11 protein-coding genes and 2 pseudogenes are annotated in these 15,107 nt (G+C 68.0%); 7 read left to right on the top strand and 6 right to left on the bottom strand.

Annotated features, from left to right (window positions below):
- The first annotated feature begins 52 nt into the window (after window positions 1–52).
- The 5 genes from ACGFML_RS35525 (at window position 53) to ACGFML_RS35505 (ending at window position 5,865) form a co-directional block, all read left to right on the top strand.
- Complete coding sequence (locus ACGFML_RS35525; protein WP_393549805.1) at window positions 53–1,276, top strand: MFS transporter; 1,224 nt, start codon at window positions 53–55, stop codon at window positions 1,274–1,276.
- 374 nt (window positions 1,277–1,650) lie between these two features.
- Complete coding sequence (locus ACGFML_RS35520) at window positions 1,651–2,394, top strand: ABC transporter ATP-binding protein (RefSeq protein ID WP_393549804.1); 744 nt, start codon at window positions 1,651–1,653, stop codon at window positions 2,392–2,394.
- A 105-nt stretch (window positions 2,395–2,499) separates the two neighbouring features.
- The gene (locus ACGFML_RS35515; RefSeq protein WP_393549803.1) at window positions 2,500–3,681 is read left to right on the top strand and encodes a hypothetical protein; all 1,182 of its coding nucleotides are present in this window, start codon (window positions 2,500–2,502) and stop codon (window positions 3,679–3,681) included.
- Window positions 3,678–4,283 carry a hypothetical protein gene (locus ACGFML_RS35510; protein ID WP_393549802.1) on the top strand — a complete coding sequence of 202 codons (606 nt, stop codon included), beginning with the start codon at window positions 3,678–3,680 and terminating at the stop codon, window positions 4,281–4,283. The genes ACGFML_RS35515 and ACGFML_RS35510 overlap by 4 nt, the downstream gene beginning before the upstream one ends.
- Before the next feature lie 409 nt (window positions 4,284–4,692).
- Window positions 4,693–5,865, top strand: coding sequence for an FAD-dependent oxidoreductase (locus ACGFML_RS35505; protein ID WP_393549801.1), 1,173 nt, complete (start codon window positions 4,693–4,695; stop codon window positions 5,863–5,865).
- Between the two features lie 717 nt (window positions 5,866–6,582).
- Here ACGFML_RS35505 and ACGFML_RS35500 read toward each other — a convergent pair.
- Window positions 6,583–7,905 (bottom strand): VanZ family protein, encoded by a 1,323-nt coding sequence (locus ACGFML_RS35500; protein WP_393549800.1) that lies wholly within the window; start codon window positions 7,903–7,905, stop codon window positions 6,583–6,585.
- 886 nt (window positions 7,906–8,791) lie between these two features.
- Here ACGFML_RS35500 and ACGFML_RS35495 point away from each other — a divergent pair.
- Window positions 8,792–9,403 carry a hypothetical protein gene (locus tag ACGFML_RS35495; protein ID WP_393549799.1) on the top strand — a complete coding sequence of 204 codons (612 nt, stop codon included), beginning with the start codon at window positions 8,792–8,794 and terminating at the stop codon, window positions 9,401–9,403.
- Between the two features lie 560 nt (window positions 9,404–9,963).
- On the opposite strand, the pseudogene ACGFML_RS35490 reads toward ACGFML_RS35495, so the two are convergent.
- The 3 genes and pseudogenes from ACGFML_RS35490 to ACGFML_RS35480 all read right to left on the bottom strand — a co-directional run.
- A pseudogene (locus tag ACGFML_RS35490) lies at window positions 9,964–10,188 on the bottom strand (FAD-dependent monooxygenase); the annotation flags it as partial.
- Between the two features lie 163 nt (window positions 10,189–10,351).
- Window positions 10,352–10,942, bottom strand: a complete 591-nt coding sequence (locus tag ACGFML_RS35485; protein ID WP_393549798.1) for a hypothetical protein — start codon at window positions 10,940–10,942, stop codon at window positions 10,352–10,354.
- Window positions 10,943–11,437: 495 nt separating this feature from the next.
- Window positions 11,438–11,935 (bottom strand): DUF3841 domain-containing protein, encoded by a 498-nt coding sequence (locus ACGFML_RS35480; RefSeq protein WP_393549797.1) that lies wholly within the window; start codon window positions 11,933–11,935, stop codon window positions 11,438–11,440.
- Between the two features lie 256 nt (window positions 11,936–12,191).
- On the opposite strand from ACGFML_RS35480, the pseudogene ACGFML_RS35475 reads away from it, so the two are divergent.
- Window positions 12,192–12,529 (top strand): annotated as a pseudogene (locus ACGFML_RS35475) (GNAT family N-acetyltransferase); the annotation flags it as partial.
- A gap of 23 nt (window positions 12,530–12,552) precedes the next feature.
- On the opposite strand, the gene ACGFML_RS35470 reads toward ACGFML_RS35475, so the two are convergent.
- Together ACGFML_RS35470 and ACGFML_RS35465 are read right to left on the bottom strand one after the other, a co-directional pair.
- Complete coding sequence (locus ACGFML_RS35470; RefSeq protein WP_393549796.1) at window positions 12,553–13,545, bottom strand: PQQ-binding-like beta-propeller repeat protein; 993 nt, start codon at window positions 13,543–13,545, stop codon at window positions 12,553–12,555.
- Window positions 13,546–13,818: 273 nt separating this feature from the next.
- Entirely contained in the window at window positions 13,819–14,868 is a 1,050-nt protein-coding gene (locus tag ACGFML_RS35465; protein WP_393549795.1) for an HD domain-containing protein, read from the bottom strand.
- Window positions 14,869–15,107 lie beyond the last annotated feature (239 nt).

Raw genomic sequence — 15,107 nt, 5'->3', positions numbered from 1 at the left:
ACCGCTTCCCGCACCGTCCACCGCTGCCTACACGACCGAACCGGGGGTCCTCGTGTCCGCTGCCGTCTCCGCACCCCGTATCACCGCTCCGACACCGCTCCGCCGACCGCCGGCTCTGTGCCTGGCGCTTCTGGCCGCACCCATCGCCACCGGAGCCAACGCACCCGTCCTCATCCTGCCCGACATCGCCCGCTCCCTGGGCGTCTCCACCGCCCATGCGACATGGGTGGTCACCGCCTTCGCCTGGGCCATGACAGTCGGAACACCCTTGTTCGCGGCCCTCGTTCGGCACCGTGGGCTGCGGACCACTCTCCTCGCGAGCGCGGTCGCCGCGCTGGCCGGTACCGCGCTCGTCGCGGTCGCGCCATGGCTGCCCTTGACGCTCCTCGGCAGAGCGGCACAGGCAGCGGGCGGCGCGGGGCTGATCGCCGTGGCGATGAACCTCGCCGGCTCGGCCCGTCGCATGGGGGCGATCACCGCCGGGTTCGGGATACTCGGCGCCGCCGGGCCCCTCCTCGGCTCCACTCTCGCGGGCATGGTCAACTGGCGTGCCCCGCTCGCCCTTTCCGCCCTTGCGCTCCTCGCGGTGCCTGCCGTCTGGCGCCACACCGCGAGCACCGCACCGGAACGCCCCACGCACGCCGCGCCGTTCGACACGGTCGGGGCCGGGCTCGTCGCGGCACTGGCGTCCGCCCTGGTGCTGATCCCCATGGCCCCCTTCGTGGGCGCGCCCGCCGCCGCGGCCGTGGCCCTTCCGCTGGCCCTGCACGTTCGACGCCGTCCGGACGGTTTCGCTCCCGCCGCCGTGCTGCGCTCACGAGCGTTCGTCAGCTCCGCCCTGCTCGCCTTCTCGTTCTCCACCTCCTACTTCATCCTGTTGTTCGCGCTCCCCGAGCTCGCACAGCGGCGGACGAACTGGAGCACCGAGTCCATCGGTACGGGCCAGCTGGCGGCGCTCCTCACCGGCTCCGCCCTCTCCTGGCTCCTCGCCGCCGCGGCAGCACGCCTGGGTCACCGTAGGGTCCTCACCGTCCTCATCGCCCTCGGCACGGCCGCACCCCTCACCGCCGCCTTCGCCTCCTGGGGGCCCGCGCTGCTCCTGGCCGCGGCCGCGGCCGTGTTCGTCGCCACCGGCAGCAACGCCGTCCTGTCCGTGCATGCGGCCCAGCACGCCCCTACTGCCCAACGGCCGGCCGCGATCGGCCTTTTCGTCCTCTGCTATCAACTCGGCGGAGCGCTCGGCCCGGCCCTCGCCACACTTCTCGTCCTGACCTGAACGTTCGACCTGCTTGTCCCACGAGGCGGCCGGCACGACCTCCCGCACCAAGCGCACCGGGCCGGTCGTCAGGTCGGTGGCCAGGCCGGTGGCCAGGGGGAAGGTATCGGCGGCCAGGAGAAATGCACACTGCGCGTTGCCATGGCGCCTCGGATGGACGATGCCCCGCGGATCGGGACACCGCACGGAGAACACCCCGCCGACCGCCCGAGACCTGACAAGATCAACGGCACGTCGGGGCAAGGGACATCTCACTCAACGCCAAGCCCGTCACTATCACGTGGTGACTGACTGATAGGTGATGCAATGCATCGGCCGGGAGCGCAACTGTGCTCCCGGCCGACTTCGTTCGGCTCGCGGGAAGCAAGGGTGGCATGTCTCTGCAATTCAATCGGTGTTCCTTCCGGTACGGCCGGAAGGCCCCCGTCCTCAATGGGCTCGACCTCTCGATCGGGCACCGGGCAACTGTCCTTCTCGGACCGAACGGTGCAGGTAAGTCGACCCTGCTGGGGATCGCGGCTTCCTGGATCTCCCCTTCTGAGGGCACTGTGACCTGGCGGGGAATCAATCCCGCTCAGCCGAAGGCGCAGGCGGCCTACCGCAAAGCGGTGGGGTGGCTTCCGCAAAACGTCAAACCGATGCCGGGGCTCACAGTGCGGGAGAACGTCGCCTACATCGGCTGGTTGAAAGGCATGTCGCGCTCCGAAGCCTGGGACGCATCACGCGATGCCCTGGAACGCGTGAAGCTGGGCAGTCTGGCGGACCGGAAGAGTCACCAACTCTCCGGCGGTCAGCTGCGACGCATGGGAATAGCCGGAACTCTGGTCCACAGCAGTGAAGTTGTGCTCCTCGACGAACCGACCGCGGGTCTCGATCCCTCGCAACGGCAGACCTTCCGCGACCTCGTGACGAACCTGCTGGCCGACGTCCAGGTCGTGGTCTCGACCCACCAGACCGAAGACCTCGACACGATGTACGACCACGTCGTCATCCTCGACCAGGGGCAGGTCCGCTTCGAAGGCGACACCAACAGCTTCCTGTCGCTTGCCGCGCCGAGCATTCCCGAAGGCCGGCGCGCCGAAGGCGCCTACACGCAGCTGATCGCTCAGGAGGTGTGAACGTTGCTCTGGCGTACCGTTCTCCGCTCCTCCTCCGCTACGTGGCTTGCTCCGCTTCTGGCTGCCTTCGTTGCGCTGCTCCTGTCGGATGACCTCACGAACGGGGTGACCCTCGGCTACTGGCCCAGTGCACTGGGGGCCGCCGCCTTCGCGCTGCCCTTCGTGGCCCCGGCGTGCGCCACCGCAGGCGCCTGGGAAGGATCGCGCTTCACGCGTGGCAATGCGGCCCACTGGGCCCCGACCCGTTCCGAGCTCGGCATCGCCCTGCCGCTGCTGGCACCTGTCTTCGTGCTGGGAGCAGTGGGCATGGGGGTGGCTGCCGCCCTGACGATCTCCGCCGGCCGGCCTGATGGCGGCATGCCCCCGGTCGGTATGGCCCTGGTCTGGCTTGTCATCCTCGCCGCTCACGCCATGGCGGGCTTCGTCCTCGGCAAGCGCCTGCCCCTCGTCGTGTCCACGCCCCTGGCCCTGGTCCTCAGCTTCGTACTGACGGCCTACCCTGCGGCGTTGGAACCGCTGTGGCTGCGCCACATGGTCACCGGTGGCACGTCCTCGTGCTGCTCCCTCGATCAGGCCCCGAGCTGGCAGGCCGCGGCAAGCGGTGTCGTCCTGGCTCTCGGCGTCATCGGCGCCTGCGCGCTGGCGCTGACCTCCCTGCGCCGGCGAGCACGCACCTACCTGATCAGCGCAGCGCTGATCGCCGGCCTGGTCGGCAGCGGCTGGCTCGCCTACGGCCTTCCTGCCGACCCCGTCTCCGCCCGGGCCACCGATCAACTGCAGTGCACTGGGACCGAGCCGCGGGTGTGTCTGTGGCCGGAGCTGGCCCAACAGGCAGCCATGATCCGCGAGAACGCCTCCGATGCACGAGCACGCCTCCAGCGGTCAGGCCTGACCGTTCCCGGCATCCTCACCATGAACGCGCACCCCGAACGCGGCGCACTGTACATCGGTTCCTGGCCCGCCCCCCGGCCCTCAGAGGTGCGCGCAGGGGTCGGCATTGCGCTTCTGCCGCCCGGCCCACCCGCTTGTGCCCGATCGGGCGGCTCCTCTCCCGGCGCCGACGCTTACGAACCGACCGCTGCCTGGCTCGCCCTGACCGCGGGAGCCGAGCCCCAGGTGGCCTCCGACCGCTACGGGCAGAAGGCGGCCGCGATCGCGGCACGCGTACGGAAGTCCACCCACGACCAGCAGCTGTCCTGGTTCAACCGCAACAACAAGGCTCTGCGCGACTGCACCACCCGTCCCGCTCCGCTCCCCTCGTCCCGCGCCCTGGAGACATCGCGATGATCTGGTGGCTCAAGGCCAAAGGCGCCCCCACCGTTGTGACGGCGACGCTCGCGGCGTACCTCATGGCGATCCTGGTGCGTCAGGAAGCCATTCCCGTGCCCGCGGTCGTCGGACCCTCGGGACAACTCCTTGTCACACAGATCCTCGGCGTCCTGCCTGTCGTCCTGCGCCTGCACGGCATCGACCGCGGGGACACCGTCACCGAAGAGGTCGCGCTGCGCCACCAGGGCCGGCGCAATCTGGCGCTCTGCTGTGCCTTCGCCCTGTTGGCCATCGCGCTGGCGACTGTCGTCCATCTGCTTTGGGACCGACCGGAAGCTCTCTCACTGGCCCGCAACTGCGTCGGCTTTCTCGGAGCCGCTCTTGTCCTCCGCGCGGTTCTGGGAGCCGGAGTCGCAGCGATCGGAGTGGCCGCCCTCCCCCTCGCCTGCGCCGCCGCCGGCCGTAGACCAGGCGGCTCCGCGCAGCCCTGGGCATGGCCCATCCACGAACCCACCTCCTCCCTGGGCGCCGGCGAAGCCGCCGTCCTCTTCGCGATCGGCTGTGCACTTGCCCTCTGGATGAGACGCCCCCTGCTCAACCCTCTCGCCCGCACGACCTGAGCACAGGACCGCGCCCCACTTCGTCCCGGGGCGTGATCCGCCCCCTCTGAGGTATCGGGCGGGCACGCGGCGGACCCTTGGGATCCCCGGCCGCGTGCTGGTGGGCACGAACCGAGGTGGAGTCGACGTTGACGTTGACGTAGACGTAGACGTAGACGTTGACGTCCCGGTCGATCTCCCAGTCGGCGTCACCATCGATGTCCCCATCGATTTCGCCTGCGGTGTCAGTGACGGCCTGGAAGTGACGGCCTGGACATGCTGGAGCGGCTTCTCCCAAGTGCCGTCTGCCGACCGAAGCATGTGTCGCTTGCGTACGGTCTGCCAGGGGTCAAAGCGCTCGACACAGCCGATCGGGTACATCATTGCTCTGGATGCCCGATGGGACCGGCGCGGAAGAGCGGAGTGGCACGTGACACGCATACTGGTGATCGGCGGCGGGATCGCCGGAACGGCGACCGCGATGGCCCTGCACAAGGCAGGATTCGACGCCACCGTGCACGAGGCGCACCCCGACACGGCCGACGACATCGGGGCATTCCTGACGTTGGCGAGCAACGGAATGCGCGCGCTGGCACAACTCGACGCCTCGGATGCGGTCACCGCGATCGGCTTCCCGCTGCGCACGATGCGTGTCCTCGACGACCAGGGCGGTGAGGTGGCCCACGTGCCGCTGGGCGAAGCCGACGACGCGCTCCTGCAGTACCGGTGCCTGCGCCGCGGCGAGTTGAACGCTGCCTTGCAGGCCGAGGCCATCCGCCGGGGAATCGGGCTGTCGCACGGCGCGCGACTGGTGTCCGTCGAGAACGGCCCGGAGACGGTGACCGCACGTTTCGCCGACGGCAGCGTCGCGACCGGTGATCTGCTCATCGGCGCAGACGGCCTGAGCTCGACCGTCCGGCGATCGATCGCCCCCGGCGCAGAACCCGTCTACGCGGGGCAGAGCGTCTTCTACGGCTACACGCCCGGCACCCCGGTGGCGGAGGACACAGGGCACATCACCATGGTGCGGGGAAGCGCCGCTGCCTTCGGCTACGCGGTCTCGCCGGACGGGGAGACCTACTGGTTCGCCCGCGTCGCCGGTCAAGCCATCCCGGCCGAAGAACTCGCACACCCCGCGCCCTCCCGCCGGCGGGAGCAACTCGTCGAGTTGCTGCGCAAGGACGACTCCCCCGCCGCGGACATCGTCGCGGCCTCCACCGACGGCATCATGGCCACCAACGCCACCGAGATGCCGCTCGGGACACCCTGGCGCTCCGGGCGGACGCTGATCATCGGTGATGCCGCGCATGCGGCATCACCGGCGACGGGACAAGGAGCGTCGATGGCGTTGGAGGACGCCGTCATCCTCGCCAAGTCCCTGCGGGACTCGCCCGATCCGGAGAGCGCACTCTCCCTCTACGAGGCATGCCGGCGCCCACGCGTGGAGCACAACATCACCGCCAGCGGAGAGATCTCCCGCGGCACCCGCACCCCGTCGCGCCCCGGCCGGGCACCATCCCCTCAGCGTCCGGGTGACGAAACCCTGCTCCGCCAACTGGCCTGGGACCTCGACATGCGCACCGTCTCCGGCAACGCGGACTAGCGGACTAGGGGGCGTCCGACGGGGCGTGGTTCGTAGGCGACTCGCCCGACAGCGCCCGGAGCCGAGGTGGCACGGTCGGTCGCTCTCAGCCTACCCCGCAGTGCGGCCGTCCGGACCGCCACGGCGCCAAAGCCACCCACACGGAGGCAGCGCGCCCAGGCCGGGCTGTGTGCCACCGCGTTGGTCGGAATGGCCAAGTCATATCGACCCATCGGACAGGTCCTAGGGTCCCTCCGACGGGTTGCTCGCAGCCCTTGCGGGAGCGCGGTGGCACTCGTCGCCCGGTGACCGGTCGGCGTCCGCCGTCTGCCCCGCGGTGGACAGCTCGGGGAGGGCGCACAGCGCCCGTTCGGAGAGCCAGGGCCAGTCGGACGCTTCCCTCACTGCGGCGGTGGAGCCGCCCCGCCGGAGGTGGCTTCCACCGCCGCAGCCCGCCGGACCTGTCCTCGTAGCGCTGGCCACGGGCCGGCGTGGAGGCGATGGCCCCGGACCGATCCGGGTGCACTCCCCACGAGCCGTTCGCCGCCACCGTGGCCGCAGTTGGCCGCGACGGCTGCCGGGCCGCCGAAGCCGGCCGCCGTCTCGCTGCGCCGACCCAGGGGCCACTAGCCGAAATCGGGACGGGCGGATGCGGGGGGGGCGCCCGTGCGGCTCGGCCATGTGTAGGGGCCGAGCTGCACAACCAGCGCCCGTCAGGCTGTGATGATGCGGTGTTTTTCAGGGTCGGCTCTGTGAGCCACCGTCTTCGACGGGTTCCGGTGTGACCTCGGCGCCGGTGACGGCATCGAGGAAGACTGTGGATTCCGCCGTCCGGCCCGGCCGCGGCGCGATGATGATCGCCCATACCGGACGCCAGGCATGGCCGACTCGCCGAGCGAGCAGATTGACTGGCGTTGCCACTGCGTTGGCTGCATCACGCTCAGCGCGTTTCTTCGCCGCAGCCTTCGTCATCGCAACCGTGGGGAGCTTGGGGTCCGCGGTACGTCGTGCGGTCATACCCACGATGCGACCGGCAGTGGAGACGGTCAGGTCGAGGCGCATCGGCATCATGACCCCATCCACATAACGACGATAGCTCAGCATGCGCGGGCCGCGTTTCCCATGCACAGCCGTATCGGTGACCTTGGATCCTGCTGTCTCCTTGGGGAACCACTTTCTGGCGAATCGATCACCGGCAGCCCGAATCCGGTCGGCGGACAACGACCCGGTGCCGGTGGGTCCCTTGGGGGGATCCAAGCGTTCCAGTTTTCGATCCGGCCATAGTGCGACGACAACACCCTGCGCCGTTTCTGCGGTCAGGCGCCGATGTCCGTTCTTGAGAATTTCGCTTTTGGTCTGATCGATCCGAGTGTTCCTACCGTAAAGGTCGACCACTGTTTCCTGTAGCCATGCATCCTGCGCCCGATCATCACCCGCGTTCGCGCGCAGGCTTTGCGACTGCGCCTCCAGATTCACCGGACTGACGCCAAGGGAGAAGGCCACAGCGAGGATCAAGCACCCAGACGCGCCGGCGCACACACCCCGCACTGCTTCCTTGCGTGCGAAGGGAGAGTGCCGCTTGAGGACCCACAAGACCGTGGTTCCGACCAGGACGCCCAGGATGCCTCCCACCGCGTTCGCTTTGACGTCGTCGTAGCTACACGCGCGCCCCAGGTCCGTCCACGACTGAAGCAGCTCCACGCCGCATGTCAGCATCAACGTTCCTGCAAGGACGGAGATCGGGCGCCGAAAGAGCAGTACAGCGAGACAGCTGACGGGGACGAACAGCAGAACGTTGAGACGCGCCGACTCGGAGGCCAGGAAAGCCCGCGCGGGCAGGCCGACATCGCAGATGCCGACCCGTCCCGAGCCTCCGCCGCCCGGCATGAGGGTCACGGTGAGCACGCCGGCCAGCGCCACCGCGAAGAGCACTGAAAGACTGACGGAGTTCCCCTTCCCCTTCCCCTTCGCCACTACGGCCGACGGAACACCCAGCATTACTGCGATGACAAGAAATGCTGGAATCAGGCCAGGAAGTGCGCCGACAGATACTTCAATCACCAGGGGATCTTTCGGAATGACGGAGAGTTTGATGGTTCAACAGAGGGGGCCATCCAAGGCGTCTCGCGCCACGTGCCATCGGCAACCATGACGCTGACGGCCGTGCCGTTTGGAGTGCATCACTCACTGGCACGTTCCACGAATCCGGCATGGACTGCCTCTTCTTGGCGGTGGTCTTCACACTGCCCTTCACGAGGATTTTTCGTGTGCACCGTGAGCTGCCACCAGTGACAACACTTCCACCGTTCTTGCGGTACTTCATTCCCGTGCGTCTTCGATGGCGGCTGACCTACCCCCACACCCGTGGTGGGCGTCGAAGTACCGACGGCCATAGCCCACCTTGGCGTTCGTCGATCCCCCCCGCGTGTGCCGCAGTGGAGCCCATTGCCGCGAGCGGCGCTCCCCCTACAGCAATTCTACGCACGGCGTCCCGTGACTCGAGGCTGGCTCATGCGCCTGCTCGGGCGTACCCCAGATGCGTCCTGCGGAGTCACAGCACAGTTGCTTGACGCCACGCTCGGACCGACTGATTGCCGCCTGGTTGCCGCCTGGTTGCCGCCCGCGCAGCCGACTGGCGGCGTACCACCCAGGAGCGGAGGACATCACCGTGCTCACCGAATAGGGATCTTCAGCTGTGCTCATCGATCCAAGGGCACGGGGACCGCGGACATCTCCAGCTTGGCGGATTCAAGCCCCCACCCTCGACAGGCATAAACACGGCTGCGAAACCCGAATCACCGAGCTGATGGGTCAGTTCGGCTGACACGGGGAACACAGGTGCCACCTGCTTGCCGATGAGATGGAGGGGCATGGGGTTAATTGCGGAGAAAGACGAGTAACATCCAGCCAACCACAGACCGACCAGGACACAGAGAGCAGGTGTGCCATGTCAGACGCAGAACTTGCTGAGCACGTAGCTACCAAGCTGAAGAGCATCGCGCAACAGGTCGACGACCTGCAGAAGCTCAAGGCGAAGCTGGAAGACCTCCAGCAACACCTCGGTACCGATACCGGCGACGAAGTTGTCACGCCACAGCTTTCGGAAGCCGACACCGAGGTGAGGGAGCCGGCGACCGTGCCTGCCGCACGACGTGCGACAGCGGCCGTCGCCAAGGCCCGGCCGAAGAAGGCTGCGGCCAAGGCCAAGAAGGCAGAAGGCACGAAGAAACCGCGTGCGGCCAAGCGGGCTGGAGGCACAGCACGGCGCAAGAGCCCCACCCGCGTCGACCTCCTCCTCGAACTGCTCAACGAGCAGCCGCGCACGGTGGCGGAGTTGACGAAGCTGCTGGCAAAGGAGCATCCGGACCAAGCGGGGCCCGAGACCGTCGTACGCAACACCCTGGAAAACTCCCTCGTCGCCAAGGGCCTGGCACACCGCAGCAAGCAAGGACGCAACGTCTTCTACTCCCACCCCACACCGGCGCTCGAGAGCGTCACCGACGGCCGAGCCCCCGACTCTGTCGAAGCCAACGAGGCAGCCGCGCCTGCATCAGCCTGAGCGACACCGCGCCTCCCCACCACCGCCCCACCAACGTCCCAGCGCCTCGCCGGCCTCTGATGGGGCTGGTTGCACCGGCACTGGTCGCTCACCGACGGAGCCTTTGCGGCCGCCGTGCTCTTCTTCAACGCGCTCGTCCGCTGAAGGACGTGGTGGGGTCTTGGTGTGGCCCAGCAGGACGACGAACGGGCCCCCTCACTCCGGGCACTGTCGAGCTGCGTTTCAGCAGGTCGATGGCGCGCTACGCATGGCTGGGCACCAGCGCCTCGTGATGTGGGTGGGTGGGTGGCTCACCGATTTGTCAGTTGACGCATTGCCAGGCCAAGCTGCATGACGAGCCGCTAGTTGGCCATTGAGCACCTTGAGTGGGCCACCTCGGCACTCAGTGCCGGTCTCTGAACTCCGAAACTGCAGGTCAAGCTACGGCCACCCGAAAGGCGGGGATCGTCGAAGGCGTTCGTGGAACGGTCACGGGTGACCGTTCCACGAACAGACGTCATGGAGCGGGTGACGCACCTGAGCAGGAGGTGCCAGTCACCGAGGTGACCTCGACCGGCGGCTCATGGAGTCTGCTCGTCTGCGATGAACGCGGTGATCAGGCCGTGGGGTGCGTTGTCGCCAAAGAGGAGCTCGTTGAGTTGGGCGCCTTCGGCGGCGGCTTCCGTGCCGCGGGGGAACATGGCCTGTTCGTATTCGGTGAGGGCGACTTCGACGTCGTCGGGGTGCGCGGCGATGGCCTTGCCGAGTTCAGCGCCGTCATAGATGGCCAGGTTGGCACCTTCGCCACCAGCGCCGGAGCGTCGGTGACGTGCCGACCGTCGAGGTGTCGCTCGGGGGCCGGCAGCGGCCGACCGGCGCCCTGACGGGTGGGCGGCAGCGAAGCCTGCCATGGCGTCTCCGCCAGGGCACGTGTGGCACACACTCACCAAAGGGTGAGGGGAAGCGGAGTCACACCGCTGAGGGCAGTGAGCCGGGGCCTGCGTCAGGCATCGCCGAGAGTTCGCGGCCCAGAGCTTGGCGCGCCGCGGTGACAAACTGCGCGCTGCTGGCGAACCGCGCACGGAGCGCTTCCGTGCGGGCTGACGGATCGAGTGCGGCGGCACTACTCGTTGTCTCTGGGTGGGAGCTGACGATGCGTGTGTGCCGGCGAAATTCGTCGCCTATGCTGCGGACCACTTTGGCCCCTTGCTCCGCGACCTCTTCGGGTCCCACCAGGCGAACGCGGATGTACGCCTCGTCCAGTGCTCTGCGTGCTGCGAATCCTGCTTCCCATCGGGGTATCTCCGCGAAGGGCACTACGAACCACCCTTCATCCAGCACTCGGTAGGCCGCGTCGGCCTGAGACAGGAACCGCTCGTACGCCTCGCGGCGCATCTCCCGATAGTCGATCGCTCGTTTCTCGCCCCGCTCCTCACGTGCGAGGGCGACCTGATGTCGTAGTTGCCTGCTGGTGACCCATGCGGAAGCCGCGCCCGCCAGTGCGGCGGCAGACAACGTGGACAGGGAGGTGATCAAGGCAACGGCGACCGTGTCGTTCATGACGGTCATTGTTCCGCCTCAGCCCGGCCTCCTCCATGAGGAGACGGGTGCCCCCTGGCCAATGTCCTCGATCACTCCGAAGGACTGGCCACACCGGCTCTGTACGGGATCGAGGTGCAAACAGTCATCGACGCGCTCGACCACGAGGCCACGAGGCCACGAGGCCACGAGGCCACGAGGCCACGAGGCCACACCCTTCTGACTACCTACTGCGTTGGTCACCCGCCGGCGGGAAACACACGCACGGCGTCCGCGAGGGCAGCTGGAGCTCGGCCCCTGGGACGACGGCGCACACCTCCGACCGGATGCGGGGATAGGCGTCATCGTCGACCTGCATGAACTCGGCCGGTCCGGTCGCTCCGGTGGCTCGGCCACCCCGGTGGCTCGGCCACCCCGGTCGCTCCCTTCCCCACTTGAAAACCAGCGGTCCCGAACCCTCGACGCGGCGATCGTCCAGAGCGCCAGTGGTGGCGATCGCGGCGGGCGCAGCAGGCGTTATCCGGTGAAGGTCCACAGCGGATCGATCGGGCGGATGCCACGGACCCAGGAGCGGTGGACCATTGGCAGACATGCCTGAATGCGGCACGCATCCGGGTCGCTCTCTTCGTCCGGCGCTATGGACCAGTTCATGGCCGGTGGCCGCTCCCCGGACAGGAACCCGAAGTGCACCTCGTTCCAGGAGGCGTACGAACTTCGCAGCACATACTCGTCCGGAACATCCAGATCCAGGACAACGGCTCCCCTGTCGAAGTCGTTGTCGCTGAGCAGCAGCCGGGCCGTCTCCAGTACCCGGATGTCGCGGGTGTCCGGTTCAGCCCAGGCCCACACCGGCGGCCGGCCTTCACAGTCGATCCCCCGCCGCAGCATTTCGGCGACCATCACCTGGTAGACGGGGCACAGTGACGGCTCCACGCGGTCCCACTCACCGACCAGTCGACCTGTCTCCTCCAGTACCTCAACGACGGCACGGTGCTGCGCTGTCCACAACTGCATGCCGCGACCGTGCCACACACCGGCAAAACCGCCAACTGGCCCATGGAATCCGGACCGCGGTCACCCACCAACGCGTCAACCGGCCACCGGTCCCCTCGGTCCCCTCGGTCCCATCGGTCCCCCGCAAATACCCACGGCCGACTACCCATTCTGCGCCATCGGCCACGGCAACGGGCTGGGGACGATCGCCTACGAGTGGACCGACGCTTTCCCCGTGTCCCCCGGGCATGAGGACCTCCACGGGCTGGTGAGGGCGGCAGGGCAGAAGGACGCAGACGAGAGCGGGATGGAGGGGGCACCTCTCCTGCGTTCATCGTGCGTGAGGGAACGGGCGTGACAGCTGCCGCCGGATACCACGTGTGGCCGGCCTCGACCGCGCACATCAGCGTGCTGACAGCCCCGCGTCACCGCGGTCGTGGACTGGCCCGGCAGGTGGCATCCGCCGCGGTGGCGCATGCGCTCGCTGCGGACCTGATGCCTCAGTGGCGGGCGCGGCCGGTGGAATCCCGCCGGGTCGCGATCGCACTCGGCTTCCGGGAGTTGGGGACACAGCTGAGCGTCCGTCTGCACCAGGGCTACTGGCGGAGGGACTGATTCCGGCCGTGCACCATTCCTGGCTACTCACCCGGCTGGCGTGGCTCCAAGGCAAGCGCCTTGAGGGTGCCTCTGGTCGTGACGATCATCTCTCCAGTGCCAAGACCTCGGAAGGCACTGATCCTGTCCGCGTGGGGTGATCTCTCCATGATCTGTCCGTCCGGTCCGAGGCGGAAGAGTGCGCCCTCGCTGGCCACGACGAACCCGTCCTCTGCTCGAATCACACCGCTCACCAGCGGCTGTCCGACATCCACCCGCCACAGTATCGATCCGGTGTGGGGGTCTACAGCGAGGTAGCCGGCGCGCGACTGCCGCACCCACACAACGCCGCCGACGAACTCCGCGTCCTCGGCAACCGAGTCAACATCATGCCGGATGAGCTCATCGACGGCGCCTGATGGCTGAAGGCGCATCAAGGACCGCGAGCCCAGGCGCGCGAGACAGTGATCAGGGCCGACGACAGTGAACGCCGGGCGAAGCTCACTGTCGGCCAATGGCCCGGGCAACTGCCAGCGAGCCATCTCACCGCCGTCGCGCGGATCGATCAGCCACGCCTCCGGACCATGCCCCATCAGCACACCGCCGCCCCACGCCACTGGAAGCACCGTATGCACAGGCAACGGCGTCTGCCACAGAGGCCGCCCGTCCCGGAGATCGAACGCGGCCAGAGGGGTGTAGCCGCGCCAGCCACCGACGAGAACGGTGTCCGTGGACACGACGACATGCCCGGAGAAGCGAGGCAGCTCCACGTGCCACAACGCTGCCCCCGTGCTGAGATCGAGGCAGGACAGCTGGTGGGGACTCTGCGGCAGGACCAGGCAGCGGCCGTTGGCTATCACGAGGTCGCGCAGCCATGTGCCGATGGGGGCATCCCAGCGGACGGAGCCGTCTTCACGGTCCAAGCAGACGAGGCGGGTGTGTCGCTCGTGCACGACGACGCGGTCTTCCGTCACAAGGAACGACGAAGCGGAACCCCTTTGATGGAGATCTCGCTCCCACAGAGTTTCCCTGATCATGCGCCTAGTGGACCAGGCAAGTCCCCGTTGCGGCAAGCACGTCGAGGGCAGGGGATGTGCCCACACGAACAACGTTTGATGGCACGTCGGCGTCAGCTCGACCAGGGACTTTCCTGCCGGCGATTGCTGCGGCGTAGTGGGTGTTCGGGCGCCTGTGCCTTGGTGTCTGTGGTCGGCAGCGGCTGATCGGATCGAGGCGCCCCTCGATGGAGGAACGTTCGCTCGGTTGGTACGCGCGGCGGCACCTGCGGCACCGGCCTGTTGGGCCGAGGCTCAGCTCCATCGGACACGGAACTCGGTGGACATCGACGTCAGAGCGTCCAGCTCAGCCGCCAGCTCGGGCGCGGACACCTCGATCCGCCGACCCTCCACCAACGGCGCGGAGCTGTAGATCTTGCGCAGTGAGAAGCCCCAATCGGGACGATCCCCGGGAGCGCGTCCGGCCGTGACCTGCAACAGGTGCAGCTCGTACCGGATCATGGCGCTCTCCGCCCGCGTGGCGGCGCAGGAGTCGAACGCGGACCACAGCTGCGCATCAGTCATCCGGGCGAGCTGGTCCGGGGCGAGGGTCGTGTCGTCGAGCAGCTGGCAGGCCAGGCGCCGGACCACCGAGACCGGGCACACGTTGTCCCAGGAGGTGTGCAGTCGTGCTTCCGCGCAGATCAAGTCGACAAGTGCCGCAGCGGTCTCGCGGTCGGCTGACACCGCGGCCTCCTTGATGTCGAGCCGGCTCAGTAGGACGGCTGGATCGGCATCAAGACGCCCGGCGGTACGCCCGCTGCGCACGTAGGAGTCGAGATGGTCGAGGTTCAGCAGGCCAGAGCGGTTGGTCAGTGGCGAGGGTGGTTGCACGCCGAGGGCGGCGATGACGGCCTCGACGCTGATGCCGTGCTTCTCCAGCGCAGGACGGACGGGGTCGGTCCGCAGCAACTGCAAGCCGATGGCGTGATGGTCGAGCCCGGAAATGCCTTCGAGGGTGTGGCTCAATGGCAGGTGACCGATGTCGTGCAACAGCGCCGCGACCCGTAGAAGTTCGTCCTCCGGACGGAAGTGCGCGACCAGCGCGAGTACGCCGAGGGTGTGCTCGAGCCTGGAGTACGACTGCACGGTACTGATCGTCGAGGCCCCGCCGTGTGCGACGAAGTGCAGGCGCCGTAGCGGTTCGGTACGCAGCAGGGCGACTTCCACGGGGGTCAGGCGGACGGATATCCGCCACAGTGGGTCGATGAACACCGGGGACAGGCCCACAACGTTGGTCGGGACGGGCCCTGCGGCGCCGTTCCCGGAGTCCGGCGGCGAACCCTGATCCCGTTGGTTGTCCATCAAGGCACTCTAGGGGGTGTCGTCACAGTCCCGCCTGGCCTTCGGGCGAACGACGTGAGTGTGACGACAGCCCTTGGAACCTCTGTCGGAATGGGCCTTCAGGTCACGAGTCGATCTCCCAGTGGAGGGCGCCGGCTTGGGCGGGCGGGCGCTTCCCGTACCTCGACGAGAGCTGCCGATTCGATGCCCGGTGGCAGGGGCACTGCGAGGTAGGTTCCCTGAAACCACTCGTGGGGCAG

The organism is Streptomyces sp. NPDC048650 (assembly GCF_043199095.1).
Lineage (GTDB): Bacteria > Actinomycetota > Actinomycetes > Streptomycetales > Streptomycetaceae > Streptomyces.
Note: the sequence above shows the minus strand (reverse complement) of the source record. Positions and strands in the feature narration are given on the sequence as shown.

Excerpts from the sequence above, each read along its gene's own strand:
- ACGFML_RS35520 (WP_393549804.1), top strand. The coding sequence starts at position 1,651 with ATGTCTCTGCAATTCAATCGGTGTTCCTTCCGGTACGGCCGGAAGGCC.
- ACGFML_RS35510 (WP_393549802.1), top strand. The coding sequence starts at position 3,678 with ATGATCTGGTGGCTCAAGGCCAAAGGCGCCCCCACCGTTGTGACGGCG.
- ACGFML_RS35495 (WP_393549799.1), top strand. The coding sequence starts at position 8,792 with ATGTCAGACGCAGAACTTGCTGAGCACGTAGCTACCAAGCTGAAGAGC.
- ACGFML_RS35485 (WP_393549798.1), bottom strand. The coding sequence starts at position 10,942 with ATGAACGACACGGTCGCCGTTGCCTTGATCACCTCCCTGTCCACGTTG.
- ACGFML_RS35480 (WP_393549797.1), bottom strand. The coding sequence starts at position 11,935 with ATGCAGTTGTGGACAGCGCAGCACCGTGCCGTCGTTGAGGTACTGGAG.
- ACGFML_RS35470 (WP_393549796.1), bottom strand. The coding sequence starts at position 13,545 with ATGATCAGGGAAACTCTGTGGGAGCGAGATCTCCATCAAAGGGGTTCC.
- ACGFML_RS35465 (WP_393549795.1), bottom strand. The coding sequence starts at position 14,868 with ATGGACAACCAACGGGATCAGGGTTCGCCGCCGGACTCCGGGAACGGC.